General features: G+C 70.6%; 15 protein-coding genes and 3 pseudogenes. 9 read left to right on the plus strand and 9 right to left on the minus strand.

The annotated features are described in order from the left end of the window. Positions 1-52 precede the first annotated feature (52 nt). Positions 53-3,079: an excinuclease ABC subunit UvrA gene (uvrA, locus tag ACFY01_RS08200; protein ID WP_390734861.1), complete on the minus strand. Its 3,027-nt coding sequence runs from the start codon at positions 3,077-3,079 to the stop codon at positions 53-55. A gap of 223 nt (positions 3,080-3,302) precedes the next feature. On the opposite strand from uvrA, the gene ACFY01_RS08205 reads away from it, so the two are divergent. Continuing rightward, positions 3,303-3,992: a maleylpyruvate isomerase family mycothiol-dependent enzyme gene (locus tag ACFY01_RS08205; protein WP_390734862.1), complete on the plus strand. Its 690-nt coding sequence runs from the start codon at positions 3,303-3,305 to the stop codon at positions 3,990-3,992. Between the two features lie 46 nt (positions 3,993-4,038). Then, positions 4,039-4,692, plus strand: a complete 654-nt coding sequence (locus ACFY01_RS08210) for an MBL fold metallo-hydrolase (RefSeq protein ID WP_390734863.1) — start codon at positions 4,039-4,041, stop codon at positions 4,690-4,692. A 173-nt stretch (positions 4,693-4,865) separates the two neighbouring features. On the opposite strand, the pseudogene ACFY01_RS08215 reads toward ACFY01_RS08210, so the two are convergent. The 7 genes and pseudogenes from ACFY01_RS08215 to ACFY01_RS08245 all read right to left on the minus strand — a co-directional run. Next, positions 4,866-5,579, minus strand: a pseudogene (locus tag ACFY01_RS08215) (PhzF family phenazine biosynthesis protein); the annotation flags it as partial. Positions 5,580-5,594: 15 nt separating this feature from the next. Then, the gene (locus ACFY01_RS08220; protein ID WP_390734864.1) at positions 5,595-5,729 is read right to left on the minus strand and encodes a PhzF family phenazine biosynthesis protein; all 135 of its coding nucleotides are present in this window, start codon (positions 5,727-5,729) and stop codon (positions 5,595-5,597) included. A 20-nt stretch (positions 5,730-5,749) separates the two neighbouring features. Next, positions 5,750-6,688: a class I SAM-dependent methyltransferase gene (locus ACFY01_RS08225; protein ID WP_390734865.1), complete on the minus strand. Its 939-nt coding sequence runs from the start codon at positions 6,686-6,688 to the stop codon at positions 5,750-5,752. Between the two features lie 71 nt (positions 6,689-6,759). Beyond that, complete coding sequence (locus ACFY01_RS08230; RefSeq protein ID WP_390735270.1) at positions 6,760-7,188, minus strand: HGxxPAAW family protein; 429 nt, start codon at positions 7,186-7,188, stop codon at positions 6,760-6,762. A gap of 210 nt (positions 7,189-7,398) precedes the next feature. Then, positions 7,399-7,815 (minus strand): annotated as a pseudogene (locus ACFY01_RS08235) (winged helix-turn-helix transcriptional regulator); the annotation flags it as partial. After that, a complete protein-coding gene (locus tag ACFY01_RS08240) occupies positions 7,778-9,358 on the minus strand; it encodes an MFS transporter (protein ID WP_390734866.1) in 1,581 nt (526 codons plus the stop codon). The gene ACFY01_RS08240 and the pseudogene ACFY01_RS08235, both read right to left, overlap by 38 nt. A 66-nt stretch (positions 9,359-9,424) precedes the next feature. Next, positions 9,425-10,627 (minus strand): Acg family FMN-binding oxidoreductase, encoded by a 1,203-nt coding sequence (locus tag ACFY01_RS08245; RefSeq protein ID WP_390734867.1) that lies wholly within the window; start codon positions 10,625-10,627, stop codon positions 9,425-9,427. A gap of 189 nt (positions 10,628-10,816) precedes the next feature. Here ACFY01_RS08245 and ACFY01_RS08250 point away from each other — a divergent pair, with 189 nt between their 5' ends. Next, the gene (locus ACFY01_RS08250) at positions 10,817-13,015 is read left to right on the plus strand and encodes a LuxR C-terminal-related transcriptional regulator (RefSeq protein ID WP_390734868.1); all 2,199 of its coding nucleotides are present in this window, start codon (positions 10,817-10,819) and stop codon (positions 13,013-13,015) included. Positions 13,016-13,081: 66 nt separating this feature from the next. Beyond that, a complete protein-coding gene (locus ACFY01_RS08255; RefSeq protein WP_390734869.1) occupies positions 13,082-13,297 on the plus strand; it encodes a hypothetical protein in 216 nt (71 codons plus the stop codon). Positions 13,298-13,320: 23 nt separating this feature from the next. Here the strand turns inward: ACFY01_RS08255 and ACFY01_RS08260 are convergent, their stop codons facing one another. Next, on the minus strand, positions 13,321-14,451 hold the full coding sequence (locus ACFY01_RS08260) for an FAD-dependent oxidoreductase (RefSeq protein WP_390734870.1): 1,131 nt from the start codon (positions 14,449-14,451) through the stop codon (positions 13,321-13,323). A 121-nt stretch (positions 14,452-14,572) separates the two neighbouring features. Here ACFY01_RS08260 and ACFY01_RS08265 point away from each other — a divergent pair, with 121 nt between their 5' ends. The 5 genes and pseudogenes from ACFY01_RS08265 to ACFY01_RS08285 all read left to right on the plus strand — a co-directional run bounded on the left by ACFY01_RS08265 (position 14,573) and on the right by ACFY01_RS08285 (position 18,464). Continuing rightward, positions 14,573-15,154 (plus strand): TetR family transcriptional regulator, encoded by a 582-nt coding sequence (locus ACFY01_RS08265; protein WP_390734871.1) that lies wholly within the window; start codon positions 14,573-14,575, stop codon positions 15,152-15,154. Between the two features lie 229 nt (positions 15,155-15,383). Beyond that, positions 15,384-15,581 (plus strand): annotated as a pseudogene (locus ACFY01_RS08270) (MBL fold metallo-hydrolase); the annotation flags it as partial. A gap of 347 nt (positions 15,582-15,928) precedes the next feature. Further along, on the plus strand, positions 15,929-16,813 hold the full coding sequence (locus ACFY01_RS08275; RefSeq protein WP_390734872.1) for an ABC transporter substrate-binding protein: 885 nt from the start codon (positions 15,929-15,931) through the stop codon (positions 16,811-16,813). Then, on the plus strand, positions 16,810-17,715 hold the full coding sequence (locus ACFY01_RS08280; protein WP_390734873.1) for an amino acid ABC transporter permease: 906 nt from the start codon (positions 16,810-16,812) through the stop codon (positions 17,713-17,715). The genes ACFY01_RS08275 and ACFY01_RS08280 overlap by 4 nt, the downstream gene beginning before the upstream one ends. Next, positions 17,712-18,464 carry an amino acid ABC transporter ATP-binding protein gene (locus ACFY01_RS08285; RefSeq protein ID WP_390734874.1) on the plus strand — a complete coding sequence of 251 codons (753 nt, stop codon included), beginning with the start codon at positions 17,712-17,714 and terminating at the stop codon, positions 18,462-18,464. The genes ACFY01_RS08280 and ACFY01_RS08285 overlap by 4 nt, the downstream gene beginning before the upstream one ends. Positions 18,465-18,474: the final 10 nt, after the last annotated feature.

Raw genomic sequence — 18,474 nt, forward strand, 5'->3', positions numbered from 1 at the left:
CCCGCGGTGAGTCGCCGCGGGGCACCGTGTTCTGTCGTGTTCCGGCGACGGATCAGGACGTGGCCTTGCGCGCCCGCGTCGTCTTCTTCGCGGGTGCCGCCTTCTTCGTGGCCGCGGCGGCCTTGCCGGTCGCCGTGTTGTTGGCGGCCTTGGCGGCCTTGGCGGTCCGGGCCGTCGCGGTCTTCTTCGCCGGTGTCTTCGCCGGTGTCTTCGCCGGCGGTGTGGCGTCGCTGATCGTCTCCGGCTGGAGGATCTCCCGGAGGAACTTGCCGGTGTGGCTGGCCGGAACCCCGGCCACCTGCTCGGGGGTGCCCTCCGCGACGACGAGGCCGCCGCCGGCACCGCCCTCGGGGCCCATGTCGACGATCCAGTCGGCGGTCTTGATCACGTCGAGGTTGTGCTCGATGACGATGACCGTGTTGCCCTTGTCGACCAGGCCGGAGAGGACCTTGAGCAGCTTGCTGATGTCCTCGAAGTGCAGGCCGGTGGTCGGCTCGTCCAGCACGTAGACCGTGCGGCCGGTGGAGCGGCGCTGAAGCTCGCTGGCGAGCTTCACGCGCTGTGCCTCACCGCCGGACAGGGTGGTCGCGGACTGCCCGAGACGGACGTAGCCGAGGCCGACGTCCTTCAGCGTGTTGAGGTGGCGGGCGATCGCCGGGACGGCCGCGAAGAAGTCCGTGGCCTCCTCGATCGGCATGTTCAGGACGTCGGCGATGGACTTGCCCTTGTAGTGGACCTCCAGGGTCTCCCGGTTGTACCGGGCGCCGTGGCAGACCTCGCACGGGACGTAGACGTCCGGGAGGAAGTTCATCTCGATCTTGATCGTGCCGTCACCGGCGCAGTTCTCGCAGCGGCCGCCCTTGACGTTGAAGGAGAAGCGGCCGGGCAGGTAGCCGCGGACCTTCGCCTCGGTCGTCTCCGCGAACAGCTTGCGGACGTGGTCGAAGACGCCGGTGTACGTCGCCGGGTTCGACCGCGGGGTGCGGCCGATGGGCGACTGGTCGACGTGCACCACCTTGTCGACCAGGTCGTCTCCGTCCACGCGCGTGTGCCGGCCCGGCACGTTGCGCGCGCCGTTCAGCTCGCGGGCCAGGTGCGTGTACAGGATGTCGTTGACCAGCGTCGACTTGCCGGAGCCGGACACACCCGTGACGGCCGTGAACACGCCGAGCGGGAAGGACACGTCGATGTCCTGGAGGTTGTTCTCCCGGGCGCCGTGCACGGTGAGCTGCCGCGAGGGGTCGCGGGGGCGGCGGATGTCCGGCACGGGGATCGACTTCTTGCCGGCCAGGTACTGGCCGGTCTGCGACTCGGCGTTGGCGAGCAGTTCCTTCAGGGAGCCGCTGTGCACGACCTTGCCGCCGTGCTCGCCGGCGCCGGGGCCGATGTCGACCACCCAGTCGGCGACCTTGATGGTGTCCTCGTCGTGCTCGACGACGATCAGCGTGTTGCCCATGTCCCGCAGCCGGACCAGGGTCTCGATCAGCCGGTGGTTGTCGCGCTGGTGCAGGCCGATGGACGGCTCGTCGAGGACGTACAGGACGCCGACGAGGCCGGAGCCGATCTGGGTGGCCAGGCGGATGCGCTGGGCCTCTCCGCCGGAGAGGGTGCCGGCCGCGCGGTTGAGCGAGAGGTAGTCCAGGCCGACGTCGACCAGGAACCGCAGCCGCTCGTTGACCTCCTTCAGCACGCGCTCGGCGATCTTCTTGTCGCGGGCGCTCAGCTTCAGCTCGCCCAGGAAGTCCGCGCAGTCGCTGATGGACATCGCGGAGACCTCGGCGATCGACTTCTCCATGATCGTGACGGCGAGGACGATCGGCTTCAGGCGCGTGCCCTCACAGGTGGGGCAGGGCACCTCGCGCATGTAGCCCTCGAAGCGCTCGCGGCTGGCGTCGCTCTCGGCCTCGCTGTGCCGGCGCTTGACGAAGGGGACGGCGCCCTCGAAGGGGGTGGTGTACACGCGCTCGCGGCCGTACCTGTTGCGGTAGCGGACCTCGATCTGCGTCTTGTGGCCGTACAGCAGGGCCTTCTTCGCGCGCTGCGGCAGACCGGCGAAGGGGATGTCCGTCCGGAAGCCCAGCGCGTCCGCGAGGGCGCCGACCAGACGGCCGAAATAGTCCTTGGTGTGCCCGTGCGACCAGGGGTGTATGGCGCCCGCGTCGAGGGACTTGTCCTCGTCGGGGACGATCAGCTCCGGGTCGACCTCCATGCGCGTACCGATGCCGGTGCACTCGGGGCAGGCGCCGAAGGGCGAGTTGAAGGAGAAGGAGCGGGGCTCGAGCTCCTCGAAGGACAGGTCGTCGTACGGGCAGTACAGATGCTCCGAGTACATGCGCTCGCGCTCGGGGTCGTCCTCGGGGAGGTCGACGAAGTCGAGCACGACCATGCCGCCGGACAGGCCGAGGGCGGTCTCCACGGAGTCGGTGAGCCGGCGCTTGGCGGAGTCCTTCACCGTGAGGCGGTCGACGACCACCTCGATGGTGTGCTTCTCCTGCTTCTTCAGCGTGGGCGGCTCGGAGAGCTGGATGGTCTGCCCGTCCACGCGCGCGCGGCTGTAGCCCTTGGTCTGGAGGTCGGCGAAGAGGTCGACGAACTCGCCCTTGCGCTCGCGCACCAGCGGCGAGAGCACCTGGAAGCGGCTCCCCTCCGGCAGCTCCAGGACCTTGTCGACGATGGCCTGCGGCGACTGGCGCGAGATGGGGCGGCCGCACTCGGGACAGTGCGGCTTGCCGATGCGCGCGAACAGCAGACGCAGGTAGTCGTAGACCTCGGTGATGGTGCCGACCGTCGAGCGCGGGTTGCGCGAGGTCGACTTCTGGTCGATGGAGACGGCCGGGGAGAGGCCCTCGATGAAGTCGACGTCCGGCTTGTCCATCTGGCCGAGGAACTGGCGGGCGTACGAGGAGAGCGACTCCACGTAGCGCCGCTGGCCCTCGGCGAAGATGGTGTCGAAGGCCAGGGAGGACTTGCCCGACCCGGACAGGCCCGTGAAGACGATGAGCGAGTCCCGAGGCAGGTCGAGCGAGACGTTCTTGAGGTTGTGCTCGCGCGCGCCACGGACGATGAGACGGTCGGCCACGCCGGTCCGCACCTTTCTTGAGAGAAGTGACAGGGGCGGGGCCCCCGTGCTTCTTCAGACTAGGGGGAGCCACTGACAACGCCGGTCGGATTCCCGGTTGCATAACAATCCCCGGCCATCCAGCATGCCCGACGCCACACCCGACCATATAGCACGCGCATTCGATTTACGGCACAGCTTCACCACCTTCACCCGAATGAGTGGCGGGGCTAGTGTCAGCAGCATGATTGATCACGCACGTGACCTGGCCTCTGTACACGAGGCGACCGAGCGGCTCCTCACCGCAGCGGCCCGACTGGACAACGCGGCTGTGACCGAGCCGTCACGGCTGCCCGGCTGGACCCGCGGTCACATCCTGGCCCACCTCGCCCGCAACGCGGACGCCCTCGTCAACGTCCTGGAGGGCCGTCCCATGTACGAGTCGGCGACCGCCCGGGACGCCGACATCGAGCGGGACGCCCCGCGCCCCCTGGACGTCCAGCTCGCCGACCTGCGCGCGACGGCCGGCCGCTTCCAGGAGACGGGGGCCGCCCCCGCCGACTGGTCGCGCACCGTGGAGCTGCGCAACGGGGTCACCGACTCCGCGGCCCGGGTGCCCTTCCGGCGCTGGATCGAGGTCGAGCTGCACCATGTCGACCTCGGGATCGGGTACGAGCTGGAGGATGTCCCGGCGGAGTTCGCGGAACGGGAGATCGACTTCCTCGCGGAGCGCTTCGACGGGCACAAGGACGTGCCCTCGACCGGATTGCGTACCGACGACGGCCGGACCTGGACCACCGGGGGCGGCGCCGAGGGCGGTCCGGTCGTGGTCGAGGGGACGGCCGCCGGCCTGCTCGGCTGGCTCGCCGGCCGCCGCGACGGCTCCGGGCTCGCGGTGAAGGGCGGCGCGCTGCCGTCGCTGCCGCCGCTGTAGCACTTGAGCGGCCTGTGGACCGCTCCCCCGCTATAGGCTGATCGTCATGACGTACAGCGGAGAGGTGACGGTCGGCGGACCGGCCGATGTGCACGAGCTCAAGGACCTGATGATCACCAAGATCGCGGTGGGTCCCATGGAGAACAATGCCTATCTGCTGCGCTGCCGGGCCACGGACGAGCAGCTGCTGATCGACGCCGCCAACGAGGCGCGGACACTGCTGGGGATGATCGGTGACGACGGCATCGCGTCCGTCGTCACCACGCATCGGCACGGTGACCACTGGCAGGCGCTCGCCGAGGTCGTCGCCGCCACCGGCGCCCGGACGTACGCGGGCCGCGAGGACGCCGCCGGCATCCCCGTGCCGACGGACGTCCTCGTGGACGACGGCGACACCATCCGGGTGGGGCGCGTGGAACTCACCGCGCGCCATCTGGTGGGGCACACCCCGGGCTCCATCGCGCTGGTCTACGACGACCCGCACGGCCACCCGCACGTCTTCACCGGCGACTGCCTCTTCCCCGGCGGTCCTGGTAGGACAACACGTCCGGAAGAGTTCAACTCCCTGATGGACGGCCTGGAGACCAAGCTGTTCGGCATCCTGCCCGACGAGACGTGGATCTACCCCGGCCACGGCAACGACACCACCATCGGCACGGAGCGGCCCCACCTCGCGGAGTGGCGCGCACGAGGCTGGTGATCCATGTGCCCGCCAGCCACCCGGCCGCAGGTCCTCATCCCCCCGGGATCGCAGAGGCATGGTCAACGTCGACGCCTGCGGTTCCTGGGCCGACCCGCTCGGGCGTCCGGCATCCTGCGGACCCCATCAGGTCCGACTGCGGCGCGGATGGCGTCGGGGCAATGCGGAGAGGCTCATGCGGGCAGCGCCCTGAGGTGCCCTTCGGCAACGAACGCCACCTCGCCGCCAACCCTCACTGAGCGGATGTCCTGCCCTTCGCCGTGTGCGCTGATTGCCATCCGGCTAGCGCGGCCGGTGAGGCGCCCCTGGTGCAGGGTGACGGTCTCTCCGTCACCGATCCGGCTGTGCCGCCGCAGGTAGGCGGCGGCACAGCCGGCGCCGGAGCCGGTGGCCACATCCTCCAGGAGGCCGTCGTTGTTCCAGTGGCGTCCTTCCAGCGCGGCGGCGTCGAGCAGGTAGGCGAACTGCTCGCCGAGCTCGGCGAGCGGGGCTTCGAGGTCATGGGCGATTCGGCCGCGTTCCAGCGCGTCACCGCGCACGGGGACCATGAGGTATCGGAGTCCCGTCGAGAGCACTTCCGGAGGCAGGTCCGGGTCCAGGTCGTCGGCGTCCAAGGAGAACCAGGAGGCCAGCTCGGGGATGTCGGGGCGGCCGAGGAATGCGGCGGGGCCCTGGTCGAGAACGGCGGTGTAGCGGCCCGCTGCGCGGCGTCGGGTGGTGACGTCGACCGTTCGGGCTTTCAGCTCCAGGGGCCAGGTCTCGGTGTCATCGGCGCCGTGCAGCGCGTGCAGGACAGATGCCGCCCCGATGAGGGGATGGCCGGCGAAGTCGAGTTCCCCGGCGAGGTCGAAGACGCGCGCACCCCAGGTCCGCTCATGGGCGGGGTGGCAGGCGAGGAAGACCTATTCGAAATGCCGCATCTCCCGGGTGATGCGCGTCATCTGCTGCCCGCTGAGCCCCGCGGAGTCGGGGAACACCGCCAGGCTGTTGCCGCTGTAGGGCTGTGAACTGAAGACATCGACGTGCAAGTAGTGCATGTTTCGGAAACTCCGGTCTGTCACAGGCTCGAGGATTTTGTGACCTCTGCGGGGCGGGGCCCTCGGCAGCCGGCGTCCCTCGGGTGTCCATCGGGTGGGGGCGGGAGAGCTGCGCTGAGCGAGTACAGGATGGGCAGGTAGGTGTCGCTGAACGGGAACCGGTACAGGCCGTCCGGGCCTTGCGGCAGGATGTGGCGCCCGTCGGTCTCGGTTTCCGTGTGCTCGCCGAGGCGCTCGACGACCAGCCCCGCCGAAGCGGCCGCTGTCACGATCTCGCCGACCGAATACGGATACTGGGTGGACCTCTTCGGCTGGAGGGGAGCGTCGGCGTGGGCGTAGGTGCCTGTCATCGCGTCGTGCTGCGGTGCGCCGCCACCGTAGGGCCAGTCGGCCACGAAGGGGTCGAACGTGAGCACCGTCTGGAAGACGGGGTGAAGGTCCACGAGAACGAGTCGGCCGCCCGGCCGCAGCGCTGTCGCCGCACCGCCCATCCAGGCACCGAGGTCCCCGATCCAGGACAGGACCCCGTAGGTGGCGACGACCAGGTCGAACCTGCCCGCCAGGGCGTCGGGGAGGCGCTGGGTGTCCGCTTCCACGAACTCCGCGGCCAGACCGGCCTGTTCCGCCAGGGTTCGTGCCCGTGCGATCGCCCTGGAGGAGAAGTCCACGCCGGTGACGCGTGCGCCCAGGCGCGCCCAGTTCAGGGTGTCCATACCGAAGTGGCACTGCAGGTGGAGCAGATCCTTGCCTGCCACGTCGCCCGCGAGTTCCCGCTCGATCCCGCGCAGCGTCTGCCCGTCGGCGAGGAATGCCTGCACATCGTACGACCGGTCTTCAGGATCGGTGCCGTGGAATGCGGCGAGGTCGTCCCACAGGGCCCGGTTGGCCGCGAGGCCGTCGTCGATCGCCACGCCGTCCTCGCGGGCGCATAGGTCGTCGAATGTGTTCTCAGCAGCCATTACCGGCCTCTCCTTTGCTCTTTGTCTCTGTTCTGAAGATGCTTTCCGACGGGCAGTCAGCGGCGTAGCCGCTAGAGGAGCGGCTGGCCCTCTTCCACAGGCCCCGCTGTTTGGACGCCCGAGCTGTGCGGGTTCTGGCGCGGCGGCGGCAAGGTGGCTGCCACGGACGTCGGCTGTGCGCTCGTCGCGACCGCCTTGACTCGCCTTCCGGCCATACGGCACCCCAGGCAGTCCGGGTGCCCCTGCCGGGCGCCGAGGTCCTTCACCCGCCAGTCCCACTGGTCGGCCGGGCGGGGGCCGCTGGGCTTCCCCCAGCCCGCCAGGTGGAGAAGCCAGGTGATGACCGCGGCCAGGGCGATCACTGCGACGCCGGAGATCACCAAGGCCGCGGACACTGCGATGACTCCGAGACCTGCGACGCAGAAGCCGACCAGTGCGACGGCTGTTCCGGTCCAGCCGGCGACCGTATGACCCAGGTCGACGTTTTCGTGTGCGCTCATTTTCCCAATTCCAGTTCTGTGGATGTCGATGGTGCTCGTCGGCGCTAACGACGAGGCGCTGTCACCCCTGGCCTTCGCGCGACCGCTCGGGCCACTGCGGCCCGCCCCCGCCCGGTCGCGTTGCGGAGGTCGCGCTTCCCCGGGGGCCTTCGCAGGGAGGTGGTCCTGTGCCCACACGGTCAGGGCGGCCAGGGGAATGAGGAGCGCCTTGCCGTGTGAGGCGAGCGTGTAGACGGTGGGTGCGGGGGTGCCCGGGTGGTCGGTTCGGGCCACCAGGCCGAGGGCGGTCATCTCCCGAAGGCGTCGGGTGAGCAGGCCGTCGCTGAGGCCGGGAACGCGTTCGTGAATGAGGTGGAGGTCGGCCGGGCCCTTGGCCAGGGCAGTGATGACGAGCCCGGTGCCACGTGTGCCGAGGAGAGCGAAGGCCCGGGTGAGGGCTTCCAGAGGCTCCGGCAACGGCTCAGGGCCGGGCTGGTGCACCGCCTGCGTACGCGGTGGTGCCATGTCGGTTCCCTTCCCGGTACGGCGCGCGGGACGGATCGTGGTCCCTCGCGCCGCCCGTCGTTGGTGGATGTGTCCGGCAGTCGGCCTACGCCGTCGCCTGCGCCGTGTCCCGGTCCGCGCCATCGGTCTGCGTCTCTGCGGCGGCCGTGGCCGGTTTGCCGTTTCGGCGCAGCAGGAGGGTGACGACGACGGCGGCCAGGAGGGTGGTCGCGGCGCCGCTGACGAGGGCGAGGTGCATCCCGGAGGCGAAGGCGTCCCGGGCCCGCTCGATCAGTGCCGGGTTGCCTGTGGCTTGGCCTATGTGGTTGGCGGCGGCGAGGGAGGAGCGGGCCGCGTGCGCGATCGGGGCGGGGAGCCCGCTGGTGTCGAGCTCGTCGCGGTACTGGGCGCTCATGAGGCTGCCGAGGACGGCGATGCCCAGAGCGCCGCCGAGCTCGCGTGAGAGGTCGTTCACGGCCGAGCCCACGTTCTGCAGACGGGGCGGCAGGGCGTCGGTGATTGCCGCGGTGGCCGGCGTGGTGGCCAGGCCCATGCCCGCACCGAGCGGCACCAGCCCGCCGGCGACCAGCCAGTACGAACTGCCGGCGTCGAGCTGGGCCAGCACGACCAGGCCGGTGGTGACCAGGAGAAGGCCGACGGTCCACGGGCCGCGGGCGCCTCGCCGGGCGACCAGGCGCGGGGCGAGCCGGGCGCTGGGGATCATCGCCGCGGACATCGGCAGCACGCTCACCGCGGCCATCAGGGCGCTGTCACCGCGCACCAGTTGGAGGTACTGCATGGTGACGAAGATGAACCCGAAGAATGCGAAGAACTGCAGCGTGGTCGAGATCGACCCGGCCGCGAACGCCTTGTGGCGGAACAGCCGCGGGTCGAGCAGGGGATGCGGGTGCCTCAGTTCCCAGGCGACGAAGGCGGCCAGGACGACGAGCCCGATGGCCATGCCGGTCAGGGTCCGCGTGCTGCCCCAGCCGTGCTCGGGCGCCTCGATCACCGAGTAGACCAGCACCCCCAGCCCCGCCACGGTGAGCACCGCTCCGACCACGTCCACCCGGTGCTTGCCCGGCTGCGCGGACTCCGGGACGAAGAAGTGGGTGCCGAAGAACGCCACGGCGGCCATCACCGCGTTCAGCCAGAACACTGATCGCCACGACCACACCTCCAGCAGCAGCCCGGAGGCGAACAGTCCCAGCGCCGCGCTCGCGCCGGCGACCGCAGCCCAGACACTGATGGCACGCGCCAGCTGATCGCGGGGGAACGTGCTGGTGATCGTGGACAAGGTGGCGGGCATGACGAACGCGGCGGCCACGCCGAGCAGGGCACGCAAGGTGATCAGGACGCCCGGTTCGTCCGTGAAGGTCGCGGCGAACGATATGGCGGCGAAAAGTCCGACGCCGCCGAGCAGGGCCTTGCGGCGGCCGAAGCGGTCGCCGAGGGTCGCGGCGAACAGCAGCAGTGAGGCGAAGATCAGACTGTAGGAGTCGATGATCCACGACAGCTGGGTCTGGTTGGCGTGTGTCTCCCGGGCGACGTCGGGCAGCGCCACGCTCAGCGATGCCATCGCCGACACGACGGTGGCAAGGGCCAGGCAGGTCACGGCGAGGACGGCGCCGGGGCGCAGTGCGCGCACCGGACCGGTGGCCGGGCCCGTGGCGGGTGAGGCGGGCATGGGGAATCTCCTATGTACGAAAACTGGTGGACGGGCGGCGCTTCAGACTCGCCGCCCGGGCATGGGTCAGCTGGTGACGACGTCGTCGAGGCGGCGGCGCGGGCTGAGGCCCGGTGTGCGCTCGGGGTGGCCGATGCGGAAGGACAGCAGGCCGGTCGAGGCGGGGCGGCCGAGCAGGGCGGCCCAGCGGGCGGAGAAGACGTCGGGGGTGGCGGCCGCGGTGTCGCGGTCGATGCGTTCGGTGATCTGGTTCATGTGGTGCAGGCCGAGGCCGAGCGTGGTGGCGGTGAGGTGGATGCGGGCCAGCAGCCGTCCGCCGTTGACCTGGGCGGTGCGGTCGGTGACGTCGTCCACGGCGATGACGCCGTAGGCGGCGGCGGTCGCGGTGTGCACCTCGCGGGTGGCCTTGACCCAGTAGGCGTCGCCGTCCTTGCGGGACTGCGCCGGCAGGAGTTTCGCGGCGAACAGGGTCAGCCCGCTAAGGCCCTGACCGTCGAGGGTGAGCCCGTCGCGGTGCTTATCGATGCTGTCGCGCGAGCTGCGGAACCAGCTGAACGCCTCGCTCGACTGAGCGGTGTCCTTGGTGATCGCCTCGGTGGCCTCGACGTAGAGCCGTCCCAGCCGTTCCCGCGTCTGCTCGTCGGTGATCCAGAGCACGCTCGCCCCGTCGATGCGGGAGCTTTGCCCGGTGAAGCCGCTGAGGTCGACGGCCGCAGACGTGTAGGGGCCGCGGTTGGTGTGCCGGTGTGGCATCGCGGCGGCGAGGTCGCGGTCCCGCACGGTGCCGCCTTCCCGCAGCACGATCCGCGCGACGTGTTCCGCAGCGACGCCGTCCGGGAACAGGACGACTTCGGTGGTGAAGCCGGCCGGTCCAGCGGCGATCACCATGTTCTCCACGGCGCAGCCGAGCCCGGCGAAGTGCTCGCGGCCACTGGCGTCGTTGAGCGGCATCCGCCGGCTGGGGTCGGAGTGCACGTCGATGGTGTCCCCGTCGACGTGGATGCGCCAGGGTTGGGTGTTGTGCGGGTTGCACGCCAGGACACCGGCGGCGACCACCTGCTCGATGCCGGACATCGTGGTCCAGTCGTGCCAGAGGTCGTACGGGTCGCCGGATCCGGCGCTGAAGGCGCCGTTGGTGACGGCCCGCAGTCCGCCGACGCCCACACCGAGGGTGGCTACCGAGCCGATGCCGAGGCCCGCCAGTTTCAGCGCGTCCCTGCGGGTGAAGGCGATCTCCGGGGGTTCGTCTGGGACGGTGTCAATGGCCATTGCGTCTCTCCTGTCGCGCGGCCTCGGGTTGTGGCAGGAGACTCGCGTCGGACAGGGTGTCGGCGCACCACCCTGCCGCGAGATGTACCCGGGGTGGTGGGGCTGGCAGAATCGGCGTCGGGTTGCGGTACCGGGCCGCAGGTCGGGAGCGTCGTGACGTCGGACAGTCCTACGCGGCCTCTGCTGGCCGTGAAGCAGGTGATCCCGCCGGCCCGGGCCGGCGCGGTCCCTCGTGAACGCCTGCAGCGGCAGTTGCGTCTGGCTGAAACCCGTCTGACGGTGGTGGTGGCGCCCGCCGGCTGGGGCAAGACGAGTCTGCTCAGCGGCTGGGCGGCGGACCCCGAGGAGAAGCGCCGCATCGCCTGGGTCTCGCTCGACGAGAACGACGACGAACCAGTCCGGTTCTGGAGTTATGTACTCACCGCGCTGCACAACGCCGGCGACGCGATCAGCGCAGGCCCGCTGCAGGCACTGGACGCGGCCAGCGTCTCCCCCATCGACCTCGCGCTGCCGATGCTGCTGAACGAACTGGCAGCGACCGCGGTGCCGCACGTACTGGTCCTGGACGACTACCACCTGCTCGCCGATCGCCGGATCCACGAGGCGGTCGAGTACCTCGTGGCATACCTGCCCGCCTCGCTGCGCATCGTCATCGCCTCGCGCACCGACCCGCCACTGCCGATCGCACGGCTGCGGGCCCGCGGTGACCTGACCGAGCTGCGGGCGGCACAGCTGCGTTTCTCGCCCACCGAGGCGGCGGCCCTGGTGGCCGCGGTGTCGGGGCACGACCTCGACGAAGCGGTCGCGGCAGCCGTATGGGAACGGACGGAAGGATGGGCGGCCGGCCTGCAGCTGGCCGCTCTCGCCCTGCGCGCGGACTCGGCGCAGGCCCACGCCGACGACCGGCATCTGCTGGACTACTTCGCTGCGGAGGTTCTGCCGGGCCTCGCGCCGAGCCATCGCGACCTGCTGGTGCGGGCCGCGCCGCTCGAACGGCTCTCCGGTCCGTTGTGCGACGCCGCACTGCAGGTGACCGGATCGGCCGGGGTGCTGGCCGATCTGGTCAGGGCCGATCTGTTCGTGGCAGCCCTGGACGGCGAGCAGCAGTGGTACCGGTGTCATCATCTGCTCCGGGAGGTTCTGGGACGTGAGTCCACGACGGACTCGCGTGAGGTCTTGGGCCATGCCGCCATCTGGTTCGCCGACCAGGACCGCATCGACGACGCGGTGCACCACCTGTTGCGGGCCGACCGCGACGAAGAGGCCGCCGAACTGATGCTGCACAACGCGGAGAGCTGGTTCTTCCGCCGCGGGGCCGCGGCGACGTACTTGCAGTTCGGCGAGCGGCTGCCCGGACGAGCGGTGGGCCCGGAGCTGGCCTACTCGCTGGCCTTCGCGGCGGCGCTCTGCGGCGACCAGGACCGTGTGAACCGCTGGCTGGACGTCTGCGAGGTGCGCGCCACCCCGGACACCGTCATGGCCGGTTGGCACAGCTTCCGCGGTGCCGTGCTCACCGTGCGCGCGGGCTTCGGCATGTCGGATGCCGAGGCCGCGCGATCCGTGGCCCTGGCGCGGCAGGCTCTCGAACTGGAAACCACCGGCGGTGTCTCCGCGCACCCCCACGTCCCGGCGACGCTCGGTGGCGTGCTGGCTCGCGACGGCCGGTTCGACGAGGCAGCGGCCCTGCTGCTCGACATGTGGCAGCACCGCCACCGCGACTCCTGGCCCCTGTGGACCGTGATGGCTGTAGCGGGCATGCTGGCGGTCAGCCTTGTCGAGGCCGGCCGCGGCGAAGAGTGCGGCCGAGTGCTGCGCGAGGCCGGTCCCACAGCCGACGCCGTCGAGCGTGAGGGGAGGGAGGCCAGCACCCCAGGGCTCGCCGCGCTGCGGATCGCCGCCGGCCGGCTCCGCTACCTGAACGCCGACGTGGAGGGGGCCGCGGTACTGCTGCGCCGTGCCGTCGCCCTCGCAGAACTCCACCCGCGGCCGACGACACTCTTTCTCGGCCTGCTGTACCTCGCGGACGCCGAACTCGCCCGCGGCGACCGGCCCGCCGCCCGCGCCGCACTGGCCCGGGCCCGCGAGGTGGTGGACGAAGAGCCGGTGAGCACCCACGCGAAGCGGCGGCTCGAGCAGAGCGAGGCCCGGCTGGGCCGGGCCGGCGCCCGTACCGCAGTACGCTCCGGCGCCCTCGCGGAGGAACTGACCGACCGCGAGCTGTCGATCCTGCGGGCACTGCAGGGGCCGGCCACCCAGCGGGAGATCGGAGCCGCGATGTTCCTGTCCATCAACACGGTCAAGGCGTACAACAAGAGCCTGTACCGCAAGCTCGGCGTCGCCTCCCGGCACGACGCCGTCACAGCGGGGCGCGAGCTCGGCTTGATCTGACCCCACCCCGGGTGCTTCTCCCGGCGGGTGGTGCGCGGCCACCCGGGCGAAGGGTTCCCTGGGCTCATGGCCCCTCCCCGCTACGAGCTCACCCTGCACCGGCCGATCTCCCGCAGCCTTCTGGACGTGATCGAAACCAGGTTCGATCACGTGTCGACACCGGGCGCGGACGGCACCGTCTTGGTCGTCGACAACGTCGACCAGGCGTCGGTACGCGCCCTGCTGACCCTGCTGTGGGACACCGGCCACCACGTGCTGGCCTTCGAGGAGAAGACGGCCTGAAACGTCCCCGAACAACGTTTGTCCTAACGGTAGTTGAGCTCAGCGAGCTCGGTCGCGAGCTTCCTGGGCATCGCCGTGTGGCCGAGCAGGGGAAGCACGATGTTGCGTACCCCACGGGCCATCGGGTTGCGCGTGGTGGCGACACGGGTCATCCGGTCGGTGAAGGCGACCACCCGCTGGGCGACGGGCCGACGCCGCGCCTCGTAGCCGTCGAGCTGCCCGGTGGCGAACGCCTGGCCCAGGGCGTAGCCGTCCTGGATGCCGGTGTTCATCCCCTGCCCGCCGGCGGGGCTGTGCACGTGAGCGGCGTCGCCGGCCAGCAGCAGACGGCCGGCACGGTAGTGGTCGGCGACCCGGTGATGCACCCGGAACCGTGACGACCATGCCAGGCCGGTGACCTTGGCCTGGCCGGGGGCGCGTTCGTCGAGCAGCCGCTGGACGAAGTCGATGTCCGGTGTGGCGGGCGCGTCGCCCACGGTGGCGACGACCCGGTAGTGCCCTCCGGGCAGCGGCGCCACGACGGTGAGTCCCGCGGTGCCGAAGGTGAGCGAGACCTCCTCGGGGCCCGGGGCCCAGTCCATCATGACGTCGGCGAGCACGAAGGACTCGGCGTAGGCGTTGCCGGTGAACCCGATGCCCGCGGCCTCGCGCACGGTGCTGTGCATACCGTCGGCGCCGACGGCGTACGCGGCGCGCAGCGTCTCGCCGGTGGTCATGGTGAGCGTGACACCGTCCTCGTCGTGGACGACGGAGGCGACCTCGTAGGGGCGGTGCACGTCGCCGCCGAGCGCGCGCAACCGCTCCAGCAGCACGCTCTCGGTCTCGTACTGGGGAACCATCAGCGTGTACGGGTGCGCCGTGGGCAGCCGGTCGAACGGCACGGTCAACAGTCTCCGCGCACCGTCGCGGACGGCGAACCGGGTGACCTGGACGCCTCGCGCGATCAGTTCCTCGGAGGCTCCCAGCTCGTCCAGGACCTCCAGGGTGCGGGCGTGGACGACGGCGGCACGCGATGTGTTCGCACCCTCGGCCAGCCGGTCCAGGACGACGAAGTCGATGCCGGCCGAGGCGAGCGTGACGGCGAGCGCGAGCCCGGTCGGGCCGCCGCCCACGATGGCGACCTCCGTACGGTCAGGGAGTGCGGTGGTGTTCATGTCTCTTTCCTTCAGGACGTGAGTCAACAGCCGTTTGCCAACGTTTGTAGGCCAACGTTCGTTGACATCATGCGTGACTTCACGCTGGAAGGTCAACACGCGTTGGCCTACAGTCGTTGGCATGACACGACCCACCGAGATCACCAGCAGCGATCGGCGTTCGGATCGCACCAAGGCCGCGATCCTGCGCGCCGCACGAGAACGATTCGCAGCCCAGGGCTACGAGCGCACCACCATCCGAGCCGTGGCCTCCGATGCCGGCATCGACCCGTCGATGGTCATGCGCTACTTCGGAAACAAGGCCCAGCTCTTCGACGCGACACTCGCCATCGACCTGCGCCTGCCGGACCTCTCGGGCGTCCCGGCGGACAAGCTCGCCCAAGCCCTGGTGCGGCACTTCCTCGAACGTTGGGAGGGCGACCCTGCCGACGACGCGCTGCTCGTCATGATGCGTTCGGCGGTCACCAACGAACAGGCCGCGGCGCGGATGCACGAGATCTTCGCGGCGCAGGTCGCTCCTACGCTGGCCGCCGCCCTGGGCCCAGAAGTCGCCGCACAGCGCGCCGGCCTGGTCTCCGCGCAACTCCTCGGCCTCGGGCTCACCCGCTATCTGCTGCGCCTTCCGGCAGTGACCACCCTGACACCGGACGAGATCGAAAGAGGGCTGGCCCCGGCCATCCAAGCCGTGCTCGACCCCGAGTAGGGCCGCTCTCTCACCGTCATCACGCGCGACCGGCGAGACGCGCCGGAGGCTGCGGCGAGTGCCCCGAAGGAGCCGAACGCCGGAGGCGTGGGCGATGTGCCGGAAGGGCAGCCCTGCGCGGTGGATGGCGGCGGCCAGCACCGGTGCCGGCGCAGGAGAGCCGCCGCTCCTCGCTCACGCTGGGTCCGGCGCGCTTCCGGCGAGGCCGCCGGGGTCGGTCCTCGGGGACGGCGACTGCCTCTTCCCGGGCGGCGTGGGCAACACGTTCAAGGATCCGAAGGCGTTCGCCAGCCTGATCCACGACGTGGAGACGAAGATCTTCGAGGTGCTGCCGGACGAGACCTGGGTCTATCCGGGCCACGGCAACGACACCACCCTGGGCGACGAGCGACCGCATCTGCCGGAGTGGCACGCGCGCGGGTGGTGAGGCACCGTCCGGCCCGCGGCGCGTACGCCGCGCCCCCGCGCCCCGCGCGAGTGCGTACGAGCGCCCCGCGCGAGCCTCGCGCGCGCCCCGTGTGAACCGCGCACACATGCTGACGGCGCGTGCGCGCTCGCGGGGCGCGTTGTTGCGCGCTCAACTGGTAGGAGCCACGCGCGGGAAGACGGCACCCGCGCGGAACGGGCCGCCGGCCTACCTTTCCCCGCCCTCGGCCGGCGGCTCAGGCGAGCCCCGCGGGGACGTGTTCACGAAAATGCAACACCCGCTCCCAATATGCGGACAGTTGGCGCTTTGACCTCGACAAACGGGCGCCGTGCTGCCACTCTCCCGCCATGCAACTCGCCCCTCGCGCACTGCGCCGCGCCGTCGCCTCGGCGGCCATAGCCCTGCTCGCCACCGCCGTCGGCTGCGCTCCGCAGCCCGCGGAGAAGGCCGCCGCCTCTCCGTCCGGGTCGGCCGGGAAGAGCTGTGCGAAGGGCAAGTTGGCCACCGAGACCTCCGGCAAGCTGACGATCGCGACCGACGAGCCGGCGTACGAGCCCTGGTTCAAGGACGACAAGCCCGCCAACGGCAAGGGCTTCGAGTCGGCGGTCGCCTACGCCGTGGCGCAGCGGCTCGGCTACGGCAAGAACGCCGTCGTCTGGCAGAGCGTCCCCTTCAACAAGGCCTTCGCGCCCGGCGTGAAGACCTTCGACTTCGACATCAACCAGGTGTCCATCAGCGCCGAGCGCAAGAAGGCCGTGGACTTCTCCTCCGGGTACTACGACGTCCGCCAGGCCGTCATCGCGCTCAAGGGCAGCAAGGCCGCGAAGGCGACGGGCATCGCGGACCTCAAGGGGCTCAAGCTGGGCGCCCAGGTGGGCACCACCAGCCTCGACTACATCGACGACGTGGTGAAGCCGTCTCAGGAGGCGGCCGCGTACTCCAAGAACGACCAGGCCGTCTCGGCGCTCAAGAACGGCCAGGTGGACGCGATCGTCGTCGACCTGCCGACTGCCTTCTACGTCACCGCGGCCCAGGTGACGAGCGCCAGGATCGTCGGCCAGTTCGAGAACCAGGGCGGCACGCCCGAACAGTTCGGGCTCGTCCTGGACAAGGGCAGCGACCTCACCTCCTGCGTGACGTCGGCCGTGGACGCCCTGCGCGAGGACGGCACCCTGGCGAAGCTGGAGAAGCAGTGGCTGTCGGACGCCGTCGACGCTCCGGTGCTCAAGTGACGGTCACGAAGGAAGAGGCCGGGGAGGACTCCGGCGACGACGACATGCGAGGGGACGCCTACGTCCCCTCGGAGCGACGGCTGGAGCGGGAGCGCCACAAGCGCGCACGTTCCCGCCGCGCGACCGCGATCGCCGCGCTGTCGACTCTGGTCACGGCCGTCGTCCTGTACGTGGTCGTGGTCAGCGCGCCGGGCTGGCAGCGCACCAAGGAGACCTTCTTCGACGGGCACTACGCGCGCGAGGCCTTCCCCAAGGTTCTCGACGGTCTGTGGCTCAACGTCCGGCTGCTGCTGATCTGCGGCGTACTGGTGCTCGTCCTGGGCATGCTGATCGCCATCGCACGCACACTGCCGGGGCCGGTGTTCTTCCCCCTGCGGGTGCTGGCGGCGGCGTACACGGACTTCTTCCGCGGTCTCCCGCTGATCATCAACCTGATGATCGTGGTCTTCGGGGTACCCGCGCTGCGCCTCCAGGGCGTGACCGTCGATCCCGTGCTGCTGGGCGGTACGGCGCTGACACTGACGTACTCCGCGTACGTCGCCGAGGTGTTCCGCGCGGGCATCGAGTCCGTGCACCCTTCGCAGCGCGCCGCGGCCCGCTCGCTGGGTCTGACCAATCGGCAGGCGCTACGGTACGTGGTGCTCCCCCAGGCCGTACGCCGTCAGGTGCCGCCCCTGCTGAACGACCTGGTGTCGCTCCAGAAGGACACCGGGCTCGTCTCGATCGGCGGCGCGATCGATGCCGTACGGGCGGCCGACATCATCGCCCAACGCAGCCTCAACTACACGCCGTACATCGTCGCCGGGCTGGTCTTCGTGGCGCTGACCATCCCGATGACCCGTCTCACGGACTGGGTGACGGCCAGGATGGACCGGCAGCGGGCCCAGGGAGGAGCCATATGAGCGACGCGCCCGTCCTGCGGATGGAGTCCGTCCGCAAGACCTTCGGGGGCTCGGTCGTGCTGCGGGACGTCGGCCTCGAGGTCGCCCCGCACACGGTGACCGCGCTGATCGGTGCCTCCGGCTCCGGCAAGTCCACGCTGCTGCGGTGCGCCAACCTGCTGGAGGAGATCGACGACGGCGCGATCTGGCTGGACGGCGAGGAGATCACCGACCCGCGGGCCGACCAGGACGCCGTCCGGCGCCGTATCGGCGTGGTCTTCCAGGCGTACAACCTCTTCCCGCACATGACGGTGCTGGAGAACATCACACTGGCCCCGCGCCGGGTGCACGGCGTGCCCCGCGCGGAGGCCGAGGAACGCGCCAGGGAGCTGCTGGAGCGGCTCGGGCTGGGCGGCAAGGCGGACGCGTACCCGGACCGGCTGAGCGGCGGCCAGCAGCAGCGGGTGGCGATCGTGCGTGCCCTGGCGGTGCGTCCCCGGCTGCTGCTGCTCGACGAGATCACCGCGGCCCTCGACCCGGAACTGGTCGGCGAGGTGCTCACCGTGGTGCGCGATCTGAAGGACGACGGCATGACCATGGTGCTGGCGACGCACGAGATGGGCTTCGCCCGCGATGTCGCGGACCAGGTTTGTTTTCTGGACGGAGGGGTCGTGCTGGAGCGCGGCACCGCCGAGCAGGTCTTCGGCGATCCGCAGCAGGAGCGCACGCGGCGGTTCCTGCGGCGGATCGTGGAAGCGGGCCGCCTGTAAGGGGCGGGCG

It is taken from the genome of Streptomyces sp. NPDC001480 (assembly GCF_042894725.1).
In the GTDB taxonomy this organism is placed as follows: Bacteria; Actinomycetota; Actinomycetes; order Streptomycetales; family Streptomycetaceae; genus Streptomyces.